The organism is Pseudarthrobacter sp. NIBRBAC000502772, assembly GCF_006517235.1.
In the GTDB taxonomy this organism is placed as follows: domain Bacteria; phylum Actinomycetota; class Actinomycetes; order Actinomycetales; family Micrococcaceae; genus Arthrobacter.
In genome coordinates this window covers 2,289,929-2,308,900 of record NZ_CP041188.1, presented here as the reverse complement: position 1 = coordinate 2,308,900, position 18,972 = coordinate 2,289,929, and the positions used below count along the sequence as shown (strand labels likewise).

Genomic DNA, 18,972 nt, shown 5'->3' with positions numbered 1-18,972 from the left:
GCTAAGTACCCGCCGTCGGCTGCCAGAGGCGGGCGGCGATGGCCGCCAGCGCCGCAAGCAACAAAACCAGGCGAACCCACCGCTGGACCGGAGAATCCTGGACCGCCCGGTAACTGGTGCGATGCCCGGCGCTGCCGAACCCGCGGGCCTGTAAGGCTGCCGCGCGGGTGCCGGCTTCCTCCACGAGGGACAGCACCAGGGGAACCGCCTGCCATCGGAACGCGCCTGCGCGCCCGACAATTCCAGGCCTGATCACCAGGCCACGCGCTTCCTGGGCCTGCCGGATCCGCCCCAGCCGTGAACTGATGGCCGGCAGCAGTGTCAGGGTGGAGGCGAGCACAAACGCGAACCGCGCGTGGACGCCGCGGGCGGACAGGGCAGCCACCAGGTCCGGGACGCTGATGGTGAAGGAACATAGCAGCAGCACCAGCACCGCCGCGGAAAGCTGTGCAGCCCGCTCGAGGGCAAAATGGAGCCCTTCCACGGTGACCCGCGCAGGGCCCCACTGCGCCAGGACCGTGGTGCCCTCCGGAAAAAAGAGTCCGTGCATGGCAAGCAGTGACAGGACCAGCGGAGCCAGGATGACCGCCACCGCCGGCAGCATCCGGCGGGCCACTCCCCCGGCTACCGCCAAGCCCGCGGCCGCGGCGATCACGGTGAGGGACAGCGGCCAGCTGGCAGCCGCCGTCGTGATGACTGCAGTGCTGCCGGCAGCCGCCAGCGACGTCAGGGGGTGAAGACGCATCAGAGCCGGGTCAGGCGTCCTGGCCGGTGGATTTGCCGGTGGATTCGCCGGTGGATTCGCCGACGGGCTGGCTGATGGCTGTTCCTGCAAGCACGCGGTACCGCCGGACAAACGGGAACTGCAGGCGGGTGCGGCGCGGCAGGGCATACACCAGGACGGCCACCAACGTGAAGACGATGGCCTTGTCCATGGGGTCCGAGATGAGTGCCTGCTTGGTGATGGCCGCCAGGAGGGTGTCACCCATGGAGCGGAAGGCGCTGACGATGGCGCCGGTGGCCAGGCCGGAGGTGCCGCCGAAGACGAACGCGGCAACGGGAGCGGAGACCACACCGCCGATAATGCCGGCCAGGAACCCCGCCACCGGTGCCAGGTAGAAGCGCCGGAACAGGCCGTGGCGTGCGGCGACGCCGGCCAGGAAGCCGATCAGGGCGGCACCGGCGGCGAACGGCAGGACGGTGGGGTTGAAGAAGGACCAGACAATGCTGCTGAGGGCGCCCGTGGCTGCTCCGGCGGCGGGTCCGGCCAGGACGGCGATCAGGACGGTGCCGATGGCGTCGAGGTAGAAGGGCACCAAGGTGCTGCCCACGAACTGGCCCAGGACAATATTCAGGACCAGTGCCACCGGAATCAGCACCAGCGTGGACACCGGCAGTGTGGGCAGTACGCCGATTATCAGCAGCACGGCCCCCACGAGGAAGCCGGACAGGGCGATAAGGGCCGACGCGCTGCCGGGGCCGCCGGTGATGTCCGCGGGCTGGTTCAACACCAGGTAGATGTACGTGCCGGCGATGGCCAACGCTCCGAGGGCTTCCAGCAAGCGGCGGTTCCGGGCAGTGGCCGGTGACGGCAAGGTGAGGGAGGGCGATGACATGGCGTTCCTTCTGGGATGCAGGCTGTGGCGCCCGATGGCCCGGGCGGTGCGGAACGCCGCCTATGTCACCTCGGCGGCAGCCGGGGGCGTCTGCGCCGGCCCGGTTCGCGGATCAGTCTACCGGTTCCGGACTCCCGGCATGGTGACGGGCAGGGACACCCTTGCCCTGCAGATCCGGGCCGGGATTGAGCCGCGTCACGAGGATGCCGTTCCGTGCGCGGGCGGCGAGCGGCTGCAGGTCCTGAACGGCTGCGTTGAGGCGTTCCTCGATCTGGCAGGCACTGTCAACCCGGACTTCGACGTGTTCAGCTGTGGCGATGTTCATGGCGCATCTCGACTTTCCGGTGGGAATGGGCATGGAGGTTGCTTGAAAGTAGGGTTAACTGGCTTCGCCGCGGGTGTGGATGACGCACACCGTACCGGCGAGAATGACTGCGGTGCCGCTGATGTGCCCGCCGGCGAGGAGGTCCCGCCCGGTGGCGGGGTACTCGGCGTCGGCGTCCGTGTGGTTGATCAGGAACGTGTAGCTGTCCGTCGCGGTACTGCGGGTCACGACTTCCAGCCCTGCTGGCGGCTGGGAGCCCACTTCGATTCCTGCCGTCCGGACGGCGTCGGGCAGCACTCCGGCGACGTATCGGTCCACCAGCTCGCGCGGGGACCGTACTGGATCCATCCGGCCCTCATGGAAGTGGTGGAGAACGCCCTGCTCGCGCTGGACGTGGACTTGCCTGAAAACGCCCCGCTGTAGGGCGAACGTCAGCGCAGCCGCGCCGCGAGGCCGCCGACGGACCGTATCAATTCCCCGAAGGCCTGCTCAGGGTTGTTGTTCGAGACGATCCGGGCATTTGGCGGGTGATTCCACAGGTTCCGGTAATCGGCCACGGTGGTCCCCATCAGCAGGGGCGAGTCAACCTCGACGTCCACGGTGGCCAGGCGGGTTGCGTAATCGAGCGTCCCGGCGGCCACACCGGCAGCGAAGTAGTCGTGGACGTGCGCCAGGTAGCCCTGGCCGTAGAGACGGTGAAACTCAAAGTAGAAGCGCAGGGCATCGGACAGGTGCCGCACCAGCGGACTGTCGGCCGTGCTCCTGAGCCCTTCAGGCTGCTTCGGCAGGACCAGCTCCCGCTCACTGCAGCCGGCCGCCTCCGCGAGCCGCAACACATGCTCCGGCCGCAGCTCGATCCGCTCAGTGGTGTCCAGTGAACAGACAATGGGCAGCCGGTCCACCGGCAGGCCGCGGTAGGCCGCATAAACTTCCTTGGCCGCCTGCGGATCAACGTGCGTATTCCATTCGGCGGTGGGAGTGGTGTTCCCCTGGTGGTAGAAGCTGCCGCCCATGATCACCACCTTGCCCAGCAGTTCGGGCAGCCGGGGTTCGCGGCGGATGGCCAGTGCGAAGTTCGTCAGCGGCGCCGTGATCAGGGCCGTGAGTTCCCCAGGATGTGCACGGGCCGCCTCCACCCACAGGTCTGCGGCGTGCCGCGCCGAGACCGTCCCGGACGGCGGCGGCAGGACGGCGTGGCCAATGCCCTGGGGTCCATGGGTTTCCGGCGTCGTCACCAGCGGAATGCCCAGTGGAGCCAGGGCGCCGACGGCGACCTCCACCCCGGTGCGTCCGCACAGTTCCAGCATGGCGAGGGTGTTCCGCGCCACCTGGTGTGCGTCCATGTTCCCGGGCGACGCCGTCACGGCCACAAACTCCATGTCGGGCAGCGAGGCCAGGTAGGCCAGCGCCAGGGCATCGTCGATCCCGGTGTCAACGTCCAGCAGCAGTCTGGTCATCGGTGGAGTCTCCTAAAAGAGTGCGGCTTTGGGGACCTTCGGGAAGACCGCATCCAGTTCGGCGAGTTCCGACGGCGACGGCACCCAGGCAACAGCGGCCGCATTTTCGCGGATCTGCTCCGGCCGGGTGGCGCCGGCGATCACGCTGCTGACGGCAGGCTGGGCCGCGAGCCAGGAGAAAGCCACCTGGATCTCGGTCAGGCCGCGGACTGCCGCGAAGGAACTGAAACGCTGCAGCTGGTCCCAGTCGGCGTCGTGCACCATGTTGGTCCGCGTATGGCTCAGCCGCGACCCCGCCGGAGCCGAGCCCGGCGAATACTTGCCCGTCAGCAGGCCGTTGGCCAGCGGGAAGTAGGGCAGGACACCCAGGCCGTAGGCTTCTGCCGCCGGGGTGACCTCGAGTTCTGCCCGCCGGTCCAGGAGGTTGTAGTGGTTCTGCGTCGAAATGAAACGTGTGCCGCCGGCGGCCCGCGCCACAAATTCCGCCTCGGCGATCTGCCAGCCGGCGCGGTTGGAGTGACCGATGTAACGGACCTTGCCGCTGGAGACAAGGTCATCGAGGGCACTCAGCGTCTCCTCGATGGGGGTCAGTGGGTCAGGCGTGTGGAACTGGTAAAGGTCGATCCAGTCCGTGCCCAGCCGCCGCAGCGAGGCCTCCACCGCACGGACAATGTAACGCCGGGACCCGCGGGCCCCAAAGTCGTTGCCATTGGCACCCCGGACGTCCATGCCGAACTTGGTGGCCACCACCGCATCATCCCGCTTGCCGGCCAGGGCCTTGCCCAGCATCGTCTCGCTGAGTCCGGGCTCCCGCCCGTAGCTGTCAGCAACATCGAAAAGCGTCACGCCGGCGTCGAGGGCGGCATGGACGACGGCGTCAGTCCCCGCCTGCGATTCGGTCACCGTGTTGGCGCGGCCCAGGTTGTTGCACCCGAGCCCCACCACGGAGACGGTCAGCCCGGACTTTCCCAGGCGTCGGAAGTCAGGCATGGATTTCCCCACTAGAGGCTGAAGGAGTTGGCAGGCTTCGGGGAGTGCTTGAGTCTGAAGTTGTCCGGTTCGCTGAAGGGCGCGGCGCCGATGCTGAGTTTGGTGAAGTCGAGGTCTTCGCCACGGCTGCAGACCTTGATGGCGCTCACAGCCTTGTTCACGTCGGGGCAGAGGCAGAAGATGTTCAGTTTATAGTCGCTGAACTCCGAGCGTTCCACGGTTCCCAGGCCGCGCCAGGCCAGGTGGCTGATGAGGGCGTCCTTCGCCTTTTCCTCAAGGTAGCGGTCACGGTCGGTGCCCTCCTTGGTTTTGAGGGCGAACTGCGCCACCACCCAGAACTGGTCCTCGTCGGGGATTTCGGCGAAGCCGTCCTCGGCGCACTGCACGGCAAAGGCATCCATGAGGCCCTCCACCGCTGCGGCGTCAGCCACATCGGTCTCTTCGGTTTTGCTCTGGTGGCCAACCACGCCGTAGTTCATCACGAACTGGCTGTAGTCCTCGTCGAACCAGCCTTCACGGAAGTGCAGTACTCGCTCGTCGTCCCGTTTGTAGACCCTGATGATCCCGCTCATGACCGTCCCTTCGTGAACCATTCGGCGTCTGTTCCGTCGAATGGTGCGTGCTGTGCCTTGACGGCCTGATATAGCTCGTCCGCGGCCGCTTGGATGTCATCCACCAGCAGGTCCGGGTAATTCATGGCGACGCGGTGCTCGGCGAACTCGTCCTGGTCATCGATGAAGACGCCCCGGCCGGCCATGCGGATCACGTCCAGGTCCATGTCGATCACATGGAACTCGGTGACGGCGGGGCGGATGTCCGTCCACTCGTGGGCGACGGCGAGGTCAATGTAGACCCTGACGCCGCTGGGGTGGGCGTCGTCGTAGAACGTGGCCACCCAGTCTCCGGACCGCGGCACCAGCAGCACCGCGTCGGATGCTGTGTAAAAGGCAGCGCCCGGGCGCGAACAGAATTCGTTGGTTCCCTGGAAGATCCACCAGCCGTGCCGGTCCTCGCCGAGGTACCGCCCCGGGACCACCCAGTGGGCTTGCCCGTTCCATTTCCGGTTCCGGGCCACCACCAGCTGGCCTGGCTGCAGTCCCGCGGGAACGCGGGTGGTGCTGGTGTGCCTCGCCGGGCCTGAATCCCCGACGGCGGCCGGATACTTCAGTGCGTCTTCTTCCCTCACAGGATCGGCAGGCTGCCGGTGGTGGGGTGCTCGTGGCCTGGCAGGGGGCGCGCGAAGGGGACTTTTGTGCCCAGAACCTGGGCGACGACGTCGTGCGTGATCTGCTGGGCCGTCAGCCCGACGCGCTCCAGCACCTGGCTGCGCGTGCCGTGGTCCAGGAACTCAGCAGGGAGCCCCACCTCGTTCAGGGCGGTGTCCACGCCGGCGGCGCGCATTTCCTGCCGGATCCGCGATCCGACGCCGCCTGCCCTGACACCGTCCTCGATGCAGATGACCAGCCGGTGGTGCGAGGCCAGCGCGATGATGGAACGCCGCACGGGCAGCACCCAGCGCGGGTCCACCACGGTGGTGCTGATGCCTTGGGCGCCCAGGCGGTTGGACACGTCCAGGGCCAGTTCGGACATGGCTCCGACACTGACGATCAGGACGTCGTTTTCGGTGGAGCCGGCCGGCCGGCGGGCCAGCACGTCAACACCGTCGGCCAGGCGTTCGATGGCTTCCACTTCGGAGCCCACGGTGCCCTTGGAGAAGCGCACCACGGTGGGGGCGTCGCTGATGGCCACGGCCTCGCGCAGCTCTTCCCGCAGCCGGGAGGCGTCGCGCGGCGCGGCGAGGTGGAGTCCGGGAACGATCTGGACCATTGCCATGTCCCACATGCCGTGATGGCTGGCCCCGTCCGGGCCGGTGACGCCGGCCCGGTCCAGGACTATGGTGACGCCGGCCTTGTGCAATGCCACGTCCATCAGGAGCTGGTCAAAGGCACGGTTCAGGAAGGTGGCATACACGGCCACCACGGGGTGGAGCCCGCCGAAAGCCATGCCGGCGGCGGACGTCAGCGCATGCTGCTCGGCAATGCCGACATCGATCACGCGGTCCGGGTGCTTGGCCGCAAACTTGTGCAGGCCCACGGGAATGAGCATGGCCCCGGTGATGCCCACGATGTCGGGGCGTTCGTCGGAAATCTTCGCGATCTCGTCAGCAAAAACAGACGTCCAGGACTGTGCCCCGGAAACTCCCGTCGGCTCACCGGTCTCCGGATCGATAATGCCGACGGCGTGGAACTGGTCCGCTTCATGGGCCCGGGCCGGGGCGTAGCCGTGGCCCTTTTCGGTCATGGCGTGGACAATCACGGGTCCTGCGTAGTTCCTGGCCGTGGACAGTGCGTGCTCCATGGCCTGCAGGTTGTGGCCGTCAACCGGGCCGATGTACTTCATACCGAGGTCTTCGAACATGCCCTGCGGCGCCCACCAGTCCTTGATGCCCTTTTTCATGGCATGCAGGCTCTTGTAGGTGAACTGGCCTACGGGACCGCCGTTCTGGAGCTTCTTCTTCCACCAGTCCAGGGTGCCCTCATAGGCAGGGGCGGCGCGGAACGAGTCGATGGTGGGGCGCAGTGAGGCGAGGTAGTCCGCGAAGCCGCCCACCGTGGGGGCATAGGAGCGGCCGTTGTCGTTGACGACGATCACCACGCGGCGACGCTTGTCGGCCGCAATGTTGTTGATGGCTTCCCAGGCCATGCCGCCGGTCAGCGCCCCGTCTCCGACGACGGCGACGGTGTAGCGCTCCGACTCGCCGGTGAGCTGCCGGGCACGGGATATGCCGTCCGCCCAGGAGAGGGAGGAGGAAGCATGCGAGCTTTCCACAATGTCATGCTCGGACTCGGCGCGGGACGGGTAGCCGGACATGCCGCCCTGCTGGCGCAGCGTACTGAAGTCCTGGCGGCCGGTGAGGAGCTTGTGCACATAGGACTGGTGGCCCGTGTCGAACACAATGCTGTCCCGGGGCGAATCGAAGATGCGGTGCACGGCCAGGGTCAGTTCCACAACGCCGAGGTTCGGTCCGAGGTGTCCACCTGTCTGGGAGACGTTGGTGATCAGGAAACTCCTGACCTCAGCGGCCAGCTCTTCGAGCTGCCTTTGAGACAGCTGGTTCAGGTCCTGCGGATTCCGGATGGTGTCCAAGATTCCCAATGACCCCTCCTTCGGGTGGTAGACGTGCCTGTTAACTCTAACGCCTCGCGGAAAATGCAAAGCCGAAGCCCCGGCTGGTCGGTGACCGGCCGGGGCTTCGAAAGAGTACTGCGTGGGTTCAGATTCCGGCTAGTTGGCCGAGATCTGGCGCAGGACGTACTGCAGGATGCCGCCGTTACGGTAGTAGTCGGCTTCGCCCGGAGTATCGATGCGGAGTACTGCATCGAAGGACTTGGCGGAGCCGTCTTCTGCGGTGGCGGTGACCTTAAGGGTCTTGGGCGTGGTGCCTTCGTTCAGGGCGGTGACGCCCTCAACCGCGAAGGTTTCCGTGCCGGTCAGCCCCAGGGTGGCTGCGGATTCTCCAGCCGGGAACTGCAGGGGCAGGACGCCCATGCCGATCAGGTTGGAGCGGTGGATGCGTTCGTAGCTCTCAGCGACGACGGCCTTGACGCCCAGCAGGGCGGTGCCCTTCGCTGCCCAGTCACGCGAGGATCCGGAACCGTATTCCTTGCCCGCCAGGACCACCAGCGGAGTGCCGGCTGCCTGGTAGTTCTGCGCGGCGTCGTAGACATATGCCTGCGGGCCGTCAGCCTGGGTGAAGTCGCGGGTGAAGCCACCTTCGACGCCGTCCAGGATCTGGTTCTTGATGCGGATGTTCGCGAACGTGCCGCGGATCATGACTTCGTGGTTGCCACGGCGTGAGCCGTAGGAGTTGAAGTCCTTGCGCTCCACACCGTTGGCCAGAAGGTACTGGCCGGCGGGGGTGTCCGACTTGAAGGAACCGGCCGGGGAGATGTGGTCGGTGGTGACCGAATCGCCCAGCTTCAGCAGCACGCGTGCGCCGGAGATGTCCTGGACGGGTTCCGGCTGAGCCTTGATGCCGTCGAAGTACGGGGGCTTCCGGACGTAGGTGGAGTTCGGGTCCCAGGCGAAGGTGTCACCGGCCGGCGTGTCGAGCGCCTTCCAGCGTGCGTCGCCGTCGAAGACGCCCTCGTAGCCGCGGGCGAACATGTCCTTGTCGATGGAGGAGTCGATGACCTGCTGGACCTCAACCGGGTTGGGCCAGATGTCCTTCAGGAAGACGTCGTTGCCGGCTTCGTCCTTGCCCAGGGAATCGGTGTCGAAGTCGAAGTCCATGGAACCGGCCAGGGCGTAGGCAATGACCAGCGGCGGGGAGGCCAGGTAGTTCATCTTCACGTCCGGGTTGATCCGGCCCTCGAAGTTGCGGTTACCGGAGAGCACCGCGGTGACGGAAAGGTCGTTGGCCTGGATGGCCTCGGAGATTTCGGCGTCCAGCGGTCCGGAGTTGCCGATGCAGGTGGCGCAGCCGTAACCCACGATGTAGAAGCCGAGCTTCTCCAGGTACGGGGTCAGGCCCGACTTGTTGTAGTAGTCCGTGACAACCTTGGACCCGGGAGCCACGGAGGTCTTGACCCACGGCTTCGAGGTCAGGCCCTTGTCGACGGCGTTGCGGGCCAGCAGGGCTGCGGCCAGCATCACCGAGGGGTTGGACGTGTTGGTGCAGGACGTGATCGAGGCGATGGACACCGCTCCGTGGTCCAGTTCGAACTCGCGGCCGTCTTCAGTCTTGATGTGCACCGGGTTGGTCGGACGCCCGTGGGCGCCGTTCGCTGCGGACACAACACGGCTGGTCTCGGTGGTGTGCGAGTCGGCGTGCGTGAACGACGGCGCATCCGATGCGGGGAAGGACTCGTCCAGGGACTCGTCCACGCTGCCGTCTTCGATGGCGACGTAGTTGTGGATGTCCTTGCGGAACTGTTCCTTGGCATCCGTCAGCTCAATGCGGTCCTGGGGACGCTTGGGGCCGGAGATGGAGGGAACAACGGTGGACAGGTCCAGCTCAAGGTACTCGGAGAACTTGATCTCGCGGGAAGCATCGTGCCAGAGGCCCTGTTCCTTGGCGTAGGACTCCACGAGTGCCACATTTTCGTCCGAGCGGCCGGTGAGGCGCAGGTAGTCCAATGTGACGTCGTCGATGGGGAACATTGCGGCGGTGGAACCGAATTCCGGGCTCATGTTGCCGATGGTGGCTCGGTTGGCCAGCGGCACCGCCGCAACACCTTCGCCGTAGAATTCCACGAACTTGCCCACAACACCGTGCTTGCGCAGCTGCTCGGTGATGGTCAGCACCACGTCCGTGGCGGTGGCACCGGCCGGAATGGACCCGGTCAGCTTGAAGCCAACAACACGCGGGATGAGCATCGAGACAGGCTGTCCCAGCATGGCCGCTTCGGCTTCGATGCCGCCAACGCCCCAGCCCAGGACACCCAGGCCGTTGACCATGGTGGTGTGCGAGTCGGTGCCGACGCAGGTGTCCGGGTAGGCCCGGAGGACGCCGTCGATTTCGCGGGTCATGACGGTGCGGGCCAGGTATTCGATGTTGACCTGGTGCACAATGCCGGTTCCCGGGGGAACAACCTTGAAGTCATCGAATGCGGTCTGGCCCCAGCGCAGGAACTGGTAACGCTCGCCGTTGCGCTGGTATTCGATCTCCATGTTGCGCTCCAGTGCGCCGGAGTTGCCGAAAGCGTCGATCTGCACGGAGTGGTCAATGACCATTTCCGCAGGAGCGAGGGGGTTGACCCGCTTGGGGTCACCGCCGAGTTCCTTGACCGCTTCACGCATTGTCGCCAGGTCCACCACGCAGGGGACGCCGGTGAAGTCCTGCATGATCACGCGGGCAGGCGTGAACTGGATTTCTGTATCGGGCTGGGCATTAGGATCCCAGCCGGCCAAGGCACGCACGTGATCGGCCGTGATGTTCGCGCCGTCCTCGGTCCTCAACAGGTTTTCAAGCAATACCTTGAGGCTGAACGGAAGGTTTTCTGCACCTTCAACGGAGTTCAACCGGAAAATTTCGTATTCGGTTCCGGCTACATTAAGTTTGCCTTTTGAACCGAAGCTGTCCACAGTGCTCATCGCAGGACTCCTCTCGCAACAGTTTCATCTTTGTCGCGCGGTAGACCGCTTGCTAGTTAGGCAGGCCTAATTAGTGCTGGCCACACAAATTGCAGGAGGTCAGCCGTGAATACGGGGCGCGACGTGGGATTACTACCGCCATCCTAGTAGCATCACGGACCCGGCGTCAGCAGCGCTACCGTCTCCAGGTGGTGGGTGTGAGGATAGAGATCGAAGGCCCGCAAGCCCGCCAGGGACCAGCCAGCCTGCTGGAAGTACCCCACATCCCGGGCAAATGATGCCGGGTCGCAGGAGACGTAGGCGATGGCGCGGGGCCCGGCAGCGATCAGCTGGCTGACCACGGGCTTCCCGGCACCCGCCCGGGGCGGGTCCAGCACAATGGCATCGAAATTCCGCGGCTTTTGGCGGAGGACTCGTTCCACCCGGCCGTGTTCGATCTCCACCTGCGGAGCACCGTGAAGGTTCTTGCGGGCATCCCGGCTGGTTCCCGGCGCACCTTCCACCGAGAGAACGGACCCGGTCTCCCCCACCGCGTCAGCCAGGGGAGCAGTGAACAGCCCGGCCCCGGCATAGAGGTCGGCCACCACGGAACCCGGCGCCAGGAATCCGCCATTGTGAAGGAAATCTGTGATGGCCCCCACAAGCGTCCCGGGCGCGTCGCGGTGGATCTGCCAGAAACCGGCGCCCGTAACCCTGTAGTCGTGGCCGGCTGCCGACTCCTGGACCCATGTCCGGCCACGCAGCTGCGCGACTTCCCCTGTGAGGGGGTCGAACGTGGCCACGGAAACATCGTCCGGAAGCTGGGCCGCGATGGCACTAAGCCGCTTGGGCTTGGTGCCGGGTGCTGGAGCCAGCAGCACCAGTGGGCGTGAACCGTTCGACGGCGCTGCCACCTCTACGCGTTCGATGCCGGTCAGGTCGAGGTCCCACAAGCGCAGCCGGTTGATGCGCTCCGTTGCGAGCGGCATCTCCCGGACGGCAATGATGTGGTCGGAACGGTGCGCGTGCATGCCAAGTCTGCCGCCCGGAGTCACCGAGAAGCTGGCGCGCGTCCGCCACCCCAGGCCAGTGCCGGCGTCGTACGTTGGCTCAGTCTCCTGGCCGGAATCCGGCCCGCCCGCCTCCACAGCCTCCACAGCCTCCACGAGGTTTCCGAGGTCCAGCCCTTCGGGCAGGCGTTCGACGGCGGCGAGCCGCTGAAGCTGTTCGGCCAGTACCGCCGACTTGAGCGTGCGCTGTCGGGCCAGCGAGATGTGGCCGAATTCGGCCCCGCCCACCGGCGGATGCCCATGGGCCCAGGCTCGGAGGGAGTCCGCCGGACGCCAGAAGTGCTCCATCCGGTCCGGGGAGGCTTCCAGCACCTCCACAACGTCGGCGCGCCAGAACTTGGCGGACTCCCCCGCGTCGGTGAGGCGGACGCGTACCTTTTCGCCGGGGATGCCGTGCCGGACAAAGATCACCCTGCCCTCGTGCCGGGCCACGCAGTGGCCGCCGTGGGCCACCGGGCCGACGTCGAGCACCAGTTCGGTGGGGGCTGCCGTGGCAGTTGCGGGGTGGCTCTGGGTCTGGGGGTTCATCGGATATCCTGCATTTTTTTGGCTTCTTCGGACGATTTCAACTGCCACGGGACACTGGCCACCATCACGCCAGGTTCGAAGTGCAGCCGGGTTTTGATACGCAGCGCCGTCTGGTTGTGAACCAGCTGTTCCCACCATTTGCCGACCACGTATTCGGGAATGTAGACCACGATCAGGTCGCGGGGGGAATCACGGCGCATGTTCTTGACGTATTCCATAATGGGCGTGATGGTTTCCCGGTACGGGCTGGCGAGGACGGTCAGCGGCACGGGGATCTCCAGCTTTTCCCAGTCGGCAACCGTGTGCGCGGTTTCTTCTGCGTTAATGTCCACCGTGATGGCGTCCAGCCGCGACGGCCTCGACGCCCGGGCATAGGCCAGGGCACGCAACACCGGTTTGCGCACGTGGGACACCAACAGTACCGCGTGGACCCTGGATGGCAGGGCCCGCGGCGAGGAGTCCTCGTCCACGGCAAGTTCCTTGGCCACGTTGTCATAGTGTGCCCGGATGCTCCACATGATCAGGAACAGGATAAACATGGCCAGCAGCGCGATCCACGCGCCTTGCTGGAACTTGGTGATCAGCACGATCACCAGCACCAGGGACGTCATGCCGAACCCGATGCTGTTGATGGTGCGGGACTTCACCATCCGGCGTCGGGTGGCTTTGTCCTTGGCGAGCTTGAGGTGCCTCCCCCAATGCCGGATCATGCCCAGCTGGCTGAGCGTAAAGGAAATAAAGACGCCCACGATGTAGAGCTGGATCAGTTTGGTGACGTCGCCGTTGAACGCGAGGATCAGCACCAGCGCTCCGGCGGCCAGGGCAAGGACACCGTTGCTGAAAGCCAGGCGGTCTCCCCTGGTCCGCAGCTGGCGCGGCAGGTAGCCGTCCTGGGCGAGGATGGAGCCAAGTACCGGGAACCCGTTGAACGCGGTGTTCGAGGCGAACACCAGGATCACTCCGGTGGCGGCGACCACGATGAAGAACAGGATTGATCCCGGGCCGAAGATGGTCTGGGCGATCTGGCTGATGGCAGGACTCTGGATGTAATCCTCCGGCAGCGGCAGGCCGTTCATCAGGAATTCCGTCGCCGGATCCAGCACGATGTGCACCTTCGTGGCGTTGGCCAGAAAGATGATGCCGGCCAGCATGGACGAGGCGATGACGCCGAGCAGCAACAGCGTGGTGGCTGCGTTTTTGCTCTTCGGTTTCTGGAAGTTCGGCACACCGTTGCTGATGGCCTCAATGCCGGTCAGCGCGGCGGCGCCGGAGGAGAACGCCCGGAGCAGGAGGAAGGCGCCGGCCAGGCCCACCAGCCCTTCGTCGAAACCGGGAGCCGGCACAATCTCGAAGGCCGCCGACGATGCTTCGCCCAGCTGGCCTGTCGCGGCCTGGAAGACGCCCACCGCCGTCATGCCGAGGATCGCCGCCATAAAAATGTACGTGGGGACGGCGAAAACGCTGCCGGCTTCCTTGATGCCGCGGAGGTTAACGAGGGCAAGGATCACGACGCCGATGGTGGCGAACAGGGCCTGTTGCCCGTGCAGGGACGGCACCGCCGTGGTGAGGTAGGTGGCCGCCGAGGACATCGAGACGGCCACCGTCAGGACGTAGTCCACCAGGAGCGCCGAGGCCACAGTCAGCCCGGAAAACTTGCCCAGGTTTTCGTTGGCGATCTCGTAGTCCCCGCCGCCGGAAGGGTAGGCGTGCACGTTCTGGCGGTAGGACGCCACCACAGTCAGGAGGACCACCATGACGGCCAGGCCCACCCACGGCGAAAAGGCCACCGCACTCACGCCGGCCAGGGCCAGGGTGAGCAGGATTTCATCGGGGGCATAGGCCACCGAGGACAGTGCGTCGGAAGCGAAAACCGGAAGTGCTATCCGTTTGGGGAGCAAGGTATGGGCGAGCCTGTCATTCCTGAAGGGCCTGCCCACCAGCACCCGTTTCACGGCATTCAATATAGTCAGCACTCCACAAAGCTAGTCTGATTCCCCGCCCATGTCATGACGGCGTCCGGGCGGATGCAGCACGCGCGCTGCCGGTAGAGTTCTAGCAGCAGCAACAGGCTTACGGAAGTTGAGGGAGATACGGTGGCGCATTTCGTGATCATGGGATGTGGCCGGGTAGGGGCCACTCTGGCGCACACGCTGGAGGACGCAGGTCATTCCGTCGCCATCATCGACCAGGACGACCGCGCATTCCGCCGGCTTCGGCAGGGCTTCACGGGCCGGAAAGTCACCGGTGTGGGCTTCGACCGGGACACGCTCCAGCAGGCCGGCGTGGCAGAGGCGTACGCCTTCGCGGCCGTTTCCAGCGGTGACAACTCCAACATCCTGGCCACCCGCGTGGCGCGCGAGACCTTCCACGTCCCCCACGTTGTGGCCAGGATCTACGATCCCGGCCGGGCAGAAATCTATCAACGGCTCGGCATCCCCACCGTGGCCGCCGTCCGGTGGAGCGCAGACCAGGTCTTGCGCCGCATCCTGCCCGAACAGCATCTCGCCGGTGATTTCCGCGAGCCTTCCGGCCGGCTGGTCCTCGCCGAGGTGGACCTCGACGCCGGCTGGATCGGCCACCGGATCAGCGAGGTCGAAAAAGCTGCCGACATCCGGGTGGCATACCTCACCAGGTTCGGCGAGGGCATGCTTCCGGAAACCGGGACTTCGTACCAGGACGGCGACACAGTCCACGCCATGCTGCCGGTGGACCGCAGTTCCCAGGTCGCCCAGATTCTGGCCAAAGCACCCGCCAAGGAGTTGTAGTGAAAGTTGTTATTGTCGGCGCCGGCAGCGTCGGGTCATCGATCGCCAGGGAACTGCTGGCCCACAAGCACGAAATCCTGCTGATCGACCTCAAGCCTGAGGTCATCGGACGCAGCGGGCTGCGCGGCGCGCACTGGCTCGTGGGCGACGCCTGCGAGCTCAGCACCCTGCAGGGAGCGAAAGTGGAGGACGCCGACGTCGTTGTTTCAGCCACGGGCGACGACAAGGTGAACCTGGTGGTCTCACTCCTGGCCAAGACCGAATTCGGCGTGGGCCGCACCGTGGGCCGGGTCAACAACCCCAAGAACGACTGGATGTTCAACGACTCCTGGGGCGTGGACGTTGCCGTCAACACCCCCCAGCTGATGACCGCGCTTGTGGAGGAAGCGGTGGAGATCGGTGACCTGGTCCGGCTCCTGACGCTGCAGACCGGCGTCGCTTCGCTGGTGGAGTTCACGGTGCCGCACGATTCCCACGTCATTGGCCTTACGGTGGGCGACATCCATTGGCCCGAGGACGCCACGCTGGTGGCAATCCTCCGGGACCACGCACCCATCACTCCCAGCCGGGATGACGTCATTGATGGCGGGGACGAGTTGTTTTTCGTCACCACTATCGCGGCCGAGGATCAGTTGCGTGCGCTGCTGTCGCCCGAATCAGCGGAGGAGCCGGAGGAGGCCTCCCCTGAGCGCGAAGGCGTGCAGCCTGCCGAAACTCAGGCGCCGGAGGACGACGGCTTCGGCGGCTGATCCGGCGTCGGGGCGTCGGCGTCCGCCGGTACCGGCCGCGTGACAAGCCACGCGATCCAGACGCCGAGGATATAGAGCGGCGCCCCCATGATGAGGCGGGTCGTGGCCAGGGCGGCGAGTCCGTCCGCGCCCATCAGGTACAGGGGAACCTGAACGATCAACCGAAGCACCAGGACAGCCACGATGATCCACGTGCCCAGGCGGTAAGCCTTAAGCCGCGCGGGATCCTTGCGCCAGTCCAGCCCTTCGTTGCGGATGATCCCGAACAGCAGGCCGGCCACCGGCCACTTGATCGCGATGGAGATCACCATGGCGAGGATGTAGGCGGTGTTCGTGAAGAAGCCCGGCAGGTAGAAGTCCTCGGCCTTGCCCGTGGTGTTGGCGAGCCAGGCCGAGATTCCCACCCCCACCACGCCGGCGAGGGCCTGGGTCAGCGGGCGCCGCTGGACGAGGCGGACCACCGTAAACACCGCGGCGGAGGCCAGCGCGGCCACCAACGACGGCGTCAGGTCCCGCGTGATGGTAAACGCGATCAGGAAGACCAGGCCGGGCACAATGCTTTCGGCGATGCCCTGGATTCCTCCGGCGCTCTTGAGGACATCGATCCGGCCGTCATGGGTGCGGTGCAGGCCGGCTTTGGCTGCATAGCCCTCAGCAAGCCCCTTCACCGCGGACGGCTCGGGCTGTTTGGACGGCTCGGGCTGCTGGGGCGAGGTCATTCGTTCTCCTGGCGGGAAAGTATTTCATAGCGCGGGTTGAACATGGTGGGCAGGCCTTGGCTTTGGGACAGCATGCCCTCAAGGCGGAGTACGGTCCCGGCCTCGATGCCCGGCACCCGGCGCCGCCCCAGCCAGACCACACGCAGGCGGCCACCCGTTCCCTGTGCCGGTTTGGCGCCCGTCTCGCGAATGTCGGGGTCCGAGACAATGGCGGTGAATGCCGCGTTCCGGTCCGCGGGCATGTAGGTGACCGATTCGATGTGCCCCTGGCACACTACCCTCCCCCGTTCCGGCAGCCGGCTGACCGGTATCCCCGCGTCCGGGGAGGATTCCGGGGGACCTTGGCGGGAATCACCCAATCTGGGTGGTTTCCGGACCACGTTCGGGGCCCTTGAACTCGGGGGCATTGAATTCGGGGGCACCAGGCGGCGGGGTGACGCTGGCGTCCTTGGGCAGCCGCAGCTGAAGCAGGTCCCGGGGCGGCATGGGACTGTCGCCCCGGATGACCACAATCTTGCGGAAAAGGGACTCAAGCGGTCCCGCAGCCTCGCGCTCCATCGCTGCCGCGCCGCCCAGGACGCCGCGCAGGAACCACCGCGGCCCGTCGATGCCTATGAAGCGCGCCACCCGGTAGCCCTGGCTGCCGTCCTGTGCACCGGCGGGCAGTTTGGCGATCAGTTCGGTTCCGAAGCCACCCTGGACTTCCTCAACCTGCCCGCCCTGGCTTCCCACCGACTGACCGATCTGTTCGCGGATCTCGTCCCACAGCCCCTCGGTCTTGGGAGCAGCAAACGCCTGCAGCTGAAGGCTGGAGCCGTTCAGGTCCATGGTCACAGCGACCACGCGCTGGGTGGCTTCCTCAACTTCGAGCCGGAGCTGGAGCCCCTCGCTCGGGGAAATCAGCAGCGCACCGAGATCAACATATCCCTCGCGGCTGGAGACCTCGGAAACATCAAAGGGGCCCGAAGCCCGACGCCCGGCGTCCGCCGAGGCCGTGTCAGCGGAATCCGTTGATTCCACTGAGGCCTGGGATTCGTCCGGGTCGGCCGGCTGATCCTTCTTTGATTTCCTGCCGAGCCCAAAAACCATGGGGATTGTCTCCTTAGTTGTGAAAGTGACTCGCCGGGCCCGGTGGGTACCGTCGGAAGTCTTGCTGCCGCGGGCAACCAACTCTGGTTGCCGCCGTCGGCTGTGTCAGGCGTTTGGCGAGGTGAAGCCGCCGGTGGATCCGAATCCGCCGGCTCCCCGCACCGATTCGCTCAATTCGTTGACGGGGACAAACTGCGCATATTCCACCCGCTGGATCACCATCTGTGCAATTCTATCGCCGCGCCGCAGCTCTATGGCGTTCCTGGAATCGGTGTTGAGGAGGGTCACGGAAATTTCCCCGCGATAACCGGCATCCACAGTGCCGGGCGCATTGACGATAGTCAGCCCATGCTTCGTTGCCAGGCCGGAGCGAGGGTGGATCAGGGCTACAAACCCGTCCGGCAGCGCGATGGAAACACCGGTAGCCACCAGCTTCCGCTCCCCCGGTGCCAGGACCACATCTTCCCGGGTCCGCAGGTCAGCTCCCGCGTCGCCGGGGCGGGCATAGGAAGGAGCCTCCAGCCCGGCGTCGAGCATTTTCAGCTGCACCTGCAGCGTCGGGGCCCCGTAGGCTGCGGCTGCATCCGGTGCAGAGCCGGCCAGCTCATCGTCAGGAACGGTTTCAACAGTAGCAAGTTCGTCAGTCACAGTCACTCACTCTAACGCCCAGCCGCCGTTCCGTCCTAGATTCAACGGGACGCCGCAGGCCAAGACCGGATGAACCCAAGATGAAATAGCCAGCCAAAGGTGGAAAGCTGGTGGCATGCCCGAATCCAGCTCCACCGCGCCCGTCCCTGATGCCCCCTCTGCCGGCACCCCGGCAGTTTTCCGGGAGAGGCTGTGGCCGAACGTCTGGATCTGGATCATCGCGGCGGGGATCTCCGGTGCCGGGATCCTCGTTTTCGCCCCGATCAGCATGGTTGCGGGCTATACGGCGGCCGGCGGCCTGTTCACGATCATTGCTGTCCTGCTCGTGCTGTCCACTCCGACGATCCTGGTCACCAGTGACGCCTTGACGGTAGGACGCGCCACCATTGAGCGCCGTTTCGTCGGCGACGCGGCAGCGTTCCACGGCAAAGACGCCACGGCCCAACGCGGGACCCGGCTCAACGGCCTCGCCTACCTGTGCATCCGTGGCTGGATCGACCCGGTGGTGCGGATCGAAATCACGGACCCGTCTGACCGGACCCCCTATTGGCTGACGTCGTCCAGGCGGCCCGAGGAACTCACTGCCGCGCTTTCGCGGAAATAGGCGAAATAGGGCAAATAGCCGTTCAGCCCTCGCACTCCTTGCAATAGAAGTGGCCGTCCTTTTCCCGCGCAATCTGCGAACGGTGCCGGACCAGGAAGCACGAGGAACACGTAAACTCGTCCGCTTGTGGAGGCACCACCAGGACCAGCAGCTCCTCGCCGGACAGGTCCGCCCCGGGAAGCTCGTAGCCTGCGGCGAGGTCGCTTTCGTCCACATCAACCGCGGCCGTCGGGTTATCTGATCGCCGGGTTTTCAGATCCTCCAGCGAATCCTCGGTGAGGTCTTCTTCGGATTTTCGCGGCGCATCGTAGTCGGTGGCCATCGCGGCTTAACTCCG

Annotated in this window: 20 protein-coding genes; 3 read left to right on the top strand and 17 right to left on the bottom strand. The window is 65.7% G+C overall.

Translation table 11 applies throughout. From position 1 onward, the window contains the following. Position 1: 1 nt before the first annotated feature. From NIBR502772_RS10685 to NIBR502772_RS10630, 12 genes are all read right to left on the bottom strand, one after another. A complete protein-coding gene (locus tag NIBR502772_RS10685; protein ID WP_141140162.1) occupies positions 2-745 on the bottom strand; it encodes an energy-coupling factor transporter transmembrane component T in 744 nt (247 codons plus the stop codon). A gap of 10 nt (positions 746-755) precedes the next feature. Beyond that, on the bottom strand, positions 756-1,616 hold the full coding sequence (locus NIBR502772_RS10680; RefSeq protein ID WP_246848755.1) for an ECF transporter S component: 861 nt from the start codon (positions 1,614-1,616) through the stop codon (positions 756-758). 112 nt (positions 1,617-1,728) lie between these two features. Continuing rightward, complete coding sequence (locus NIBR502772_RS10675) at positions 1,729-1,974, bottom strand: hypothetical protein (RefSeq protein ID WP_141140161.1); 246 nt, start codon at positions 1,972-1,974, stop codon at positions 1,729-1,731. 21 nt (positions 1,975-1,995) lie between these two features. Next, the gene (locus NIBR502772_RS10670) at positions 1,996-2,289 is read right to left on the bottom strand and encodes a Beta-galactosidase C-terminal domain (RefSeq protein ID WP_141140160.1); all 294 of its coding nucleotides are present in this window, start codon (positions 2,287-2,289) and stop codon (positions 1,996-1,998) included. Between the two features lie 83 nt (positions 2,290-2,372). Beyond that, a complete protein-coding gene (locus NIBR502772_RS10665) occupies positions 2,373-3,398 on the bottom strand; it encodes a nucleoside hydrolase (RefSeq protein ID WP_141140159.1) in 1,026 nt (341 codons plus the stop codon). Between the two features lie 12 nt (positions 3,399-3,410). Then, positions 3,411-4,388 (bottom strand): aldo/keto reductase, encoded by a 978-nt coding sequence (locus NIBR502772_RS10660; RefSeq protein WP_141140158.1) that lies wholly within the window; start codon positions 4,386-4,388, stop codon positions 3,411-3,413. 11 nt (positions 4,389-4,399) lie between these two features. Further along, positions 4,400-4,960 (bottom strand): hypothetical protein, encoded by a 561-nt coding sequence (locus NIBR502772_RS10655; protein ID WP_141140157.1) that lies wholly within the window; start codon positions 4,958-4,960, stop codon positions 4,400-4,402. After that, entirely contained in the window at positions 4,957-5,574 is a 618-nt protein-coding gene (locus NIBR502772_RS10650; protein WP_141140156.1) for a DUF402 domain-containing protein, read from the bottom strand. Before NIBR502772_RS10650 ends, NIBR502772_RS10655 begins: the two co-directional genes overlap by 4 nt. Continuing rightward, positions 5,571-7,544, bottom strand: coding sequence for a 1-deoxy-D-xylulose-5-phosphate synthase (dxs, locus tag NIBR502772_RS10645; RefSeq protein WP_141140155.1), 1,974 nt, complete (start codon positions 7,542-7,544; stop codon positions 5,571-5,573). Before dxs ends, NIBR502772_RS10650 begins: the two co-directional genes overlap by 4 nt. A 129-nt stretch (positions 7,545-7,673) precedes the next feature. After that, entirely contained in the window at positions 7,674-10,484 is a 2,811-nt protein-coding gene (acnA, locus tag NIBR502772_RS10640) for an aconitate hydratase AcnA (protein WP_141140154.1), read from the bottom strand. A gap of 152 nt (positions 10,485-10,636) precedes the next feature. Continuing rightward, complete coding sequence (locus NIBR502772_RS10635) at positions 10,637-12,061, bottom strand: class I SAM-dependent RNA methyltransferase (RefSeq protein ID WP_141140153.1); 1,425 nt, start codon at positions 12,059-12,061, stop codon at positions 10,637-10,639. Then, on the bottom strand, positions 12,058-14,034 hold the full coding sequence (locus NIBR502772_RS10630; RefSeq protein ID WP_141140152.1) for an APC family permease: 1,977 nt from the start codon (positions 14,032-14,034) through the stop codon (positions 12,058-12,060). The genes NIBR502772_RS10635 and NIBR502772_RS10630 overlap by 4 nt, the downstream gene beginning before the upstream one ends. 120 nt (positions 14,035-14,154) lie before the next feature. Between NIBR502772_RS10630 and NIBR502772_RS10625 the strand changes: the two genes are divergently transcribed. Then, positions 14,155-14,826: a TrkA family potassium uptake protein gene (locus NIBR502772_RS10625; protein WP_056345371.1), complete on the top strand. Its 672-nt coding sequence runs from the start codon at positions 14,155-14,157 to the stop codon at positions 14,824-14,826. Beyond that, positions 14,826-15,575, top strand: a complete 750-nt coding sequence (locus NIBR502772_RS10620) for a TrkA family potassium uptake protein (protein ID WP_141140151.1) — start codon at positions 14,826-14,828, stop codon at positions 15,573-15,575. Before NIBR502772_RS10625 ends, NIBR502772_RS10620 begins: the two co-directional genes overlap by 1 nt. On the opposite strand, the gene NIBR502772_RS10615 is transcribed toward NIBR502772_RS10620, so the two are convergent. From NIBR502772_RS10615 to dut, 4 genes are all read right to left on the bottom strand, one after another. Further along, positions 15,542-16,294 (bottom strand): DUF3159 domain-containing protein, encoded by a 753-nt coding sequence (locus NIBR502772_RS10615; protein WP_141140150.1) that lies wholly within the window; start codon positions 16,292-16,294, stop codon positions 15,542-15,544. The two genes, NIBR502772_RS10620 and NIBR502772_RS10615, sit on opposite strands and share 34 nt — an antisense overlap. Next, positions 16,291-16,569, bottom strand: a complete 279-nt coding sequence (locus tag NIBR502772_RS10610; protein WP_371706837.1) for a hypothetical protein — start codon at positions 16,567-16,569, stop codon at positions 16,291-16,293. Before NIBR502772_RS10610 ends, NIBR502772_RS10615 begins: the two co-directional genes overlap by 4 nt. A gap of 76 nt (positions 16,570-16,645) precedes the next feature. After that, positions 16,646-17,383 carry a DUF3710 domain-containing protein gene (locus tag NIBR502772_RS10605; RefSeq protein ID WP_141140149.1) on the bottom strand — a complete coding sequence of 246 codons (738 nt, stop codon included), beginning with the start codon at positions 17,381-17,383 and terminating at the stop codon, positions 16,646-16,648. A gap of 105 nt (positions 17,384-17,488) precedes the next feature. After that, entirely contained in the window at positions 17,489-18,031 is a 543-nt protein-coding gene (gene dut, locus NIBR502772_RS10600) for a dUTP diphosphatase (RefSeq protein ID WP_141140148.1), read from the bottom strand. Positions 18,032-18,146: 115 nt separating this feature from the next. Here dut and NIBR502772_RS10595 point away from each other — a divergent pair, with 115 nt between their 5' ends. Next, positions 18,147-18,635: a DUF3093 domain-containing protein gene (locus NIBR502772_RS10595; RefSeq protein ID WP_141140147.1), complete on the top strand. Its 489-nt coding sequence runs from the start codon at positions 18,147-18,149 to the stop codon at positions 18,633-18,635. A gap of 22 nt (positions 18,636-18,657) precedes the next feature. Here the strand turns inward: NIBR502772_RS10595 and NIBR502772_RS10590 are convergent, their stop codons facing one another. Then, positions 18,658-18,957 carry a DUF4193 domain-containing protein gene (locus tag NIBR502772_RS10590; RefSeq protein WP_056345352.1) on the bottom strand — a complete coding sequence of 100 codons (300 nt, stop codon included), beginning with the start codon at positions 18,955-18,957 and terminating at the stop codon, positions 18,658-18,660. Positions 18,958-18,972: the final 15 nt, after the last annotated feature.

Bases quoted from the DNA above. Each gene is read 5' to 3' on its own strand.
- NIBR502772_RS10660 (WP_141140158.1), bottom strand. From the start codon at position 4,388: ATGCCTGACTTCCGACGCCTGGGAAAGTCCGGGCTGACCGTCTCCGTG.
- NIBR502772_RS10655 (WP_141140157.1), bottom strand. From the start codon at position 4,960: ATGAGCGGGATCATCAGGGTCTACAAACGGGACGACGAGCGAGTACTG.
- NIBR502772_RS10595 (WP_141140147.1), top strand. From the start codon at position 18,147: ATGCCCGAATCCAGCTCCACCGCGCCCGTCCCTGATGCCCCCTCTGCC.
- acnA (WP_141140154.1), bottom strand. From the start codon at position 10,484: ATGAGCACTGTGGACAGCTTCGGTTCAAAAGGCAAACTTAATGTAGCC.
- NIBR502772_RS10590 (WP_056345352.1), bottom strand. From the start codon at position 18,957: ATGGCCACCGACTACGATGCGCCGCGAAAATCCGAAGAAGACCTCACC.
- NIBR502772_RS10680 (WP_246848755.1), bottom strand. From the start codon at position 1,616: ATGTCATCGCCCTCCCTCACCTTGCCGTCACCGGCCACTGCCCGGAAC.
- NIBR502772_RS10670 (WP_141140160.1), bottom strand. From the start codon at position 2,289: ATGGATCCAGTACGGTCCCCGCGCGAGCTGGTGGACCGATACGTCGCC.
- NIBR502772_RS10675 (WP_141140161.1), bottom strand. From the start codon at position 1,974: ATGCCCATTCCCACCGGAAAGTCGAGATGCGCCATGAACATCGCCACA.
- NIBR502772_RS10665 (WP_141140159.1), bottom strand. From the start codon at position 3,398: ATGACCAGACTGCTGCTGGACGTTGACACCGGGATCGACGATGCCCTG.
- NIBR502772_RS10605 (WP_141140149.1), bottom strand. From the start codon at position 17,383: ATGGTTTTTGGGCTCGGCAGGAAATCAAAGAAGGATCAGCCGGCCGAC.
- NIBR502772_RS10635 (WP_141140153.1), bottom strand. From the start codon at position 12,061: ATGAACCCCCAGACCCAGAGCCACCCCGCAACTGCCACGGCAGCCCCC.
- NIBR502772_RS10685 (WP_141140162.1), bottom strand. From the start codon at position 745: ATGCGTCTTCACCCCCTGACGTCGCTGGCGGCTGCCGGCAGCACTGCA.
- NIBR502772_RS10615 (WP_141140150.1), bottom strand. From the start codon at position 16,294: ATGACCTCGCCCCAGCAGCCCGAGCCGTCCAAACAGCCCGAGCCGTCC.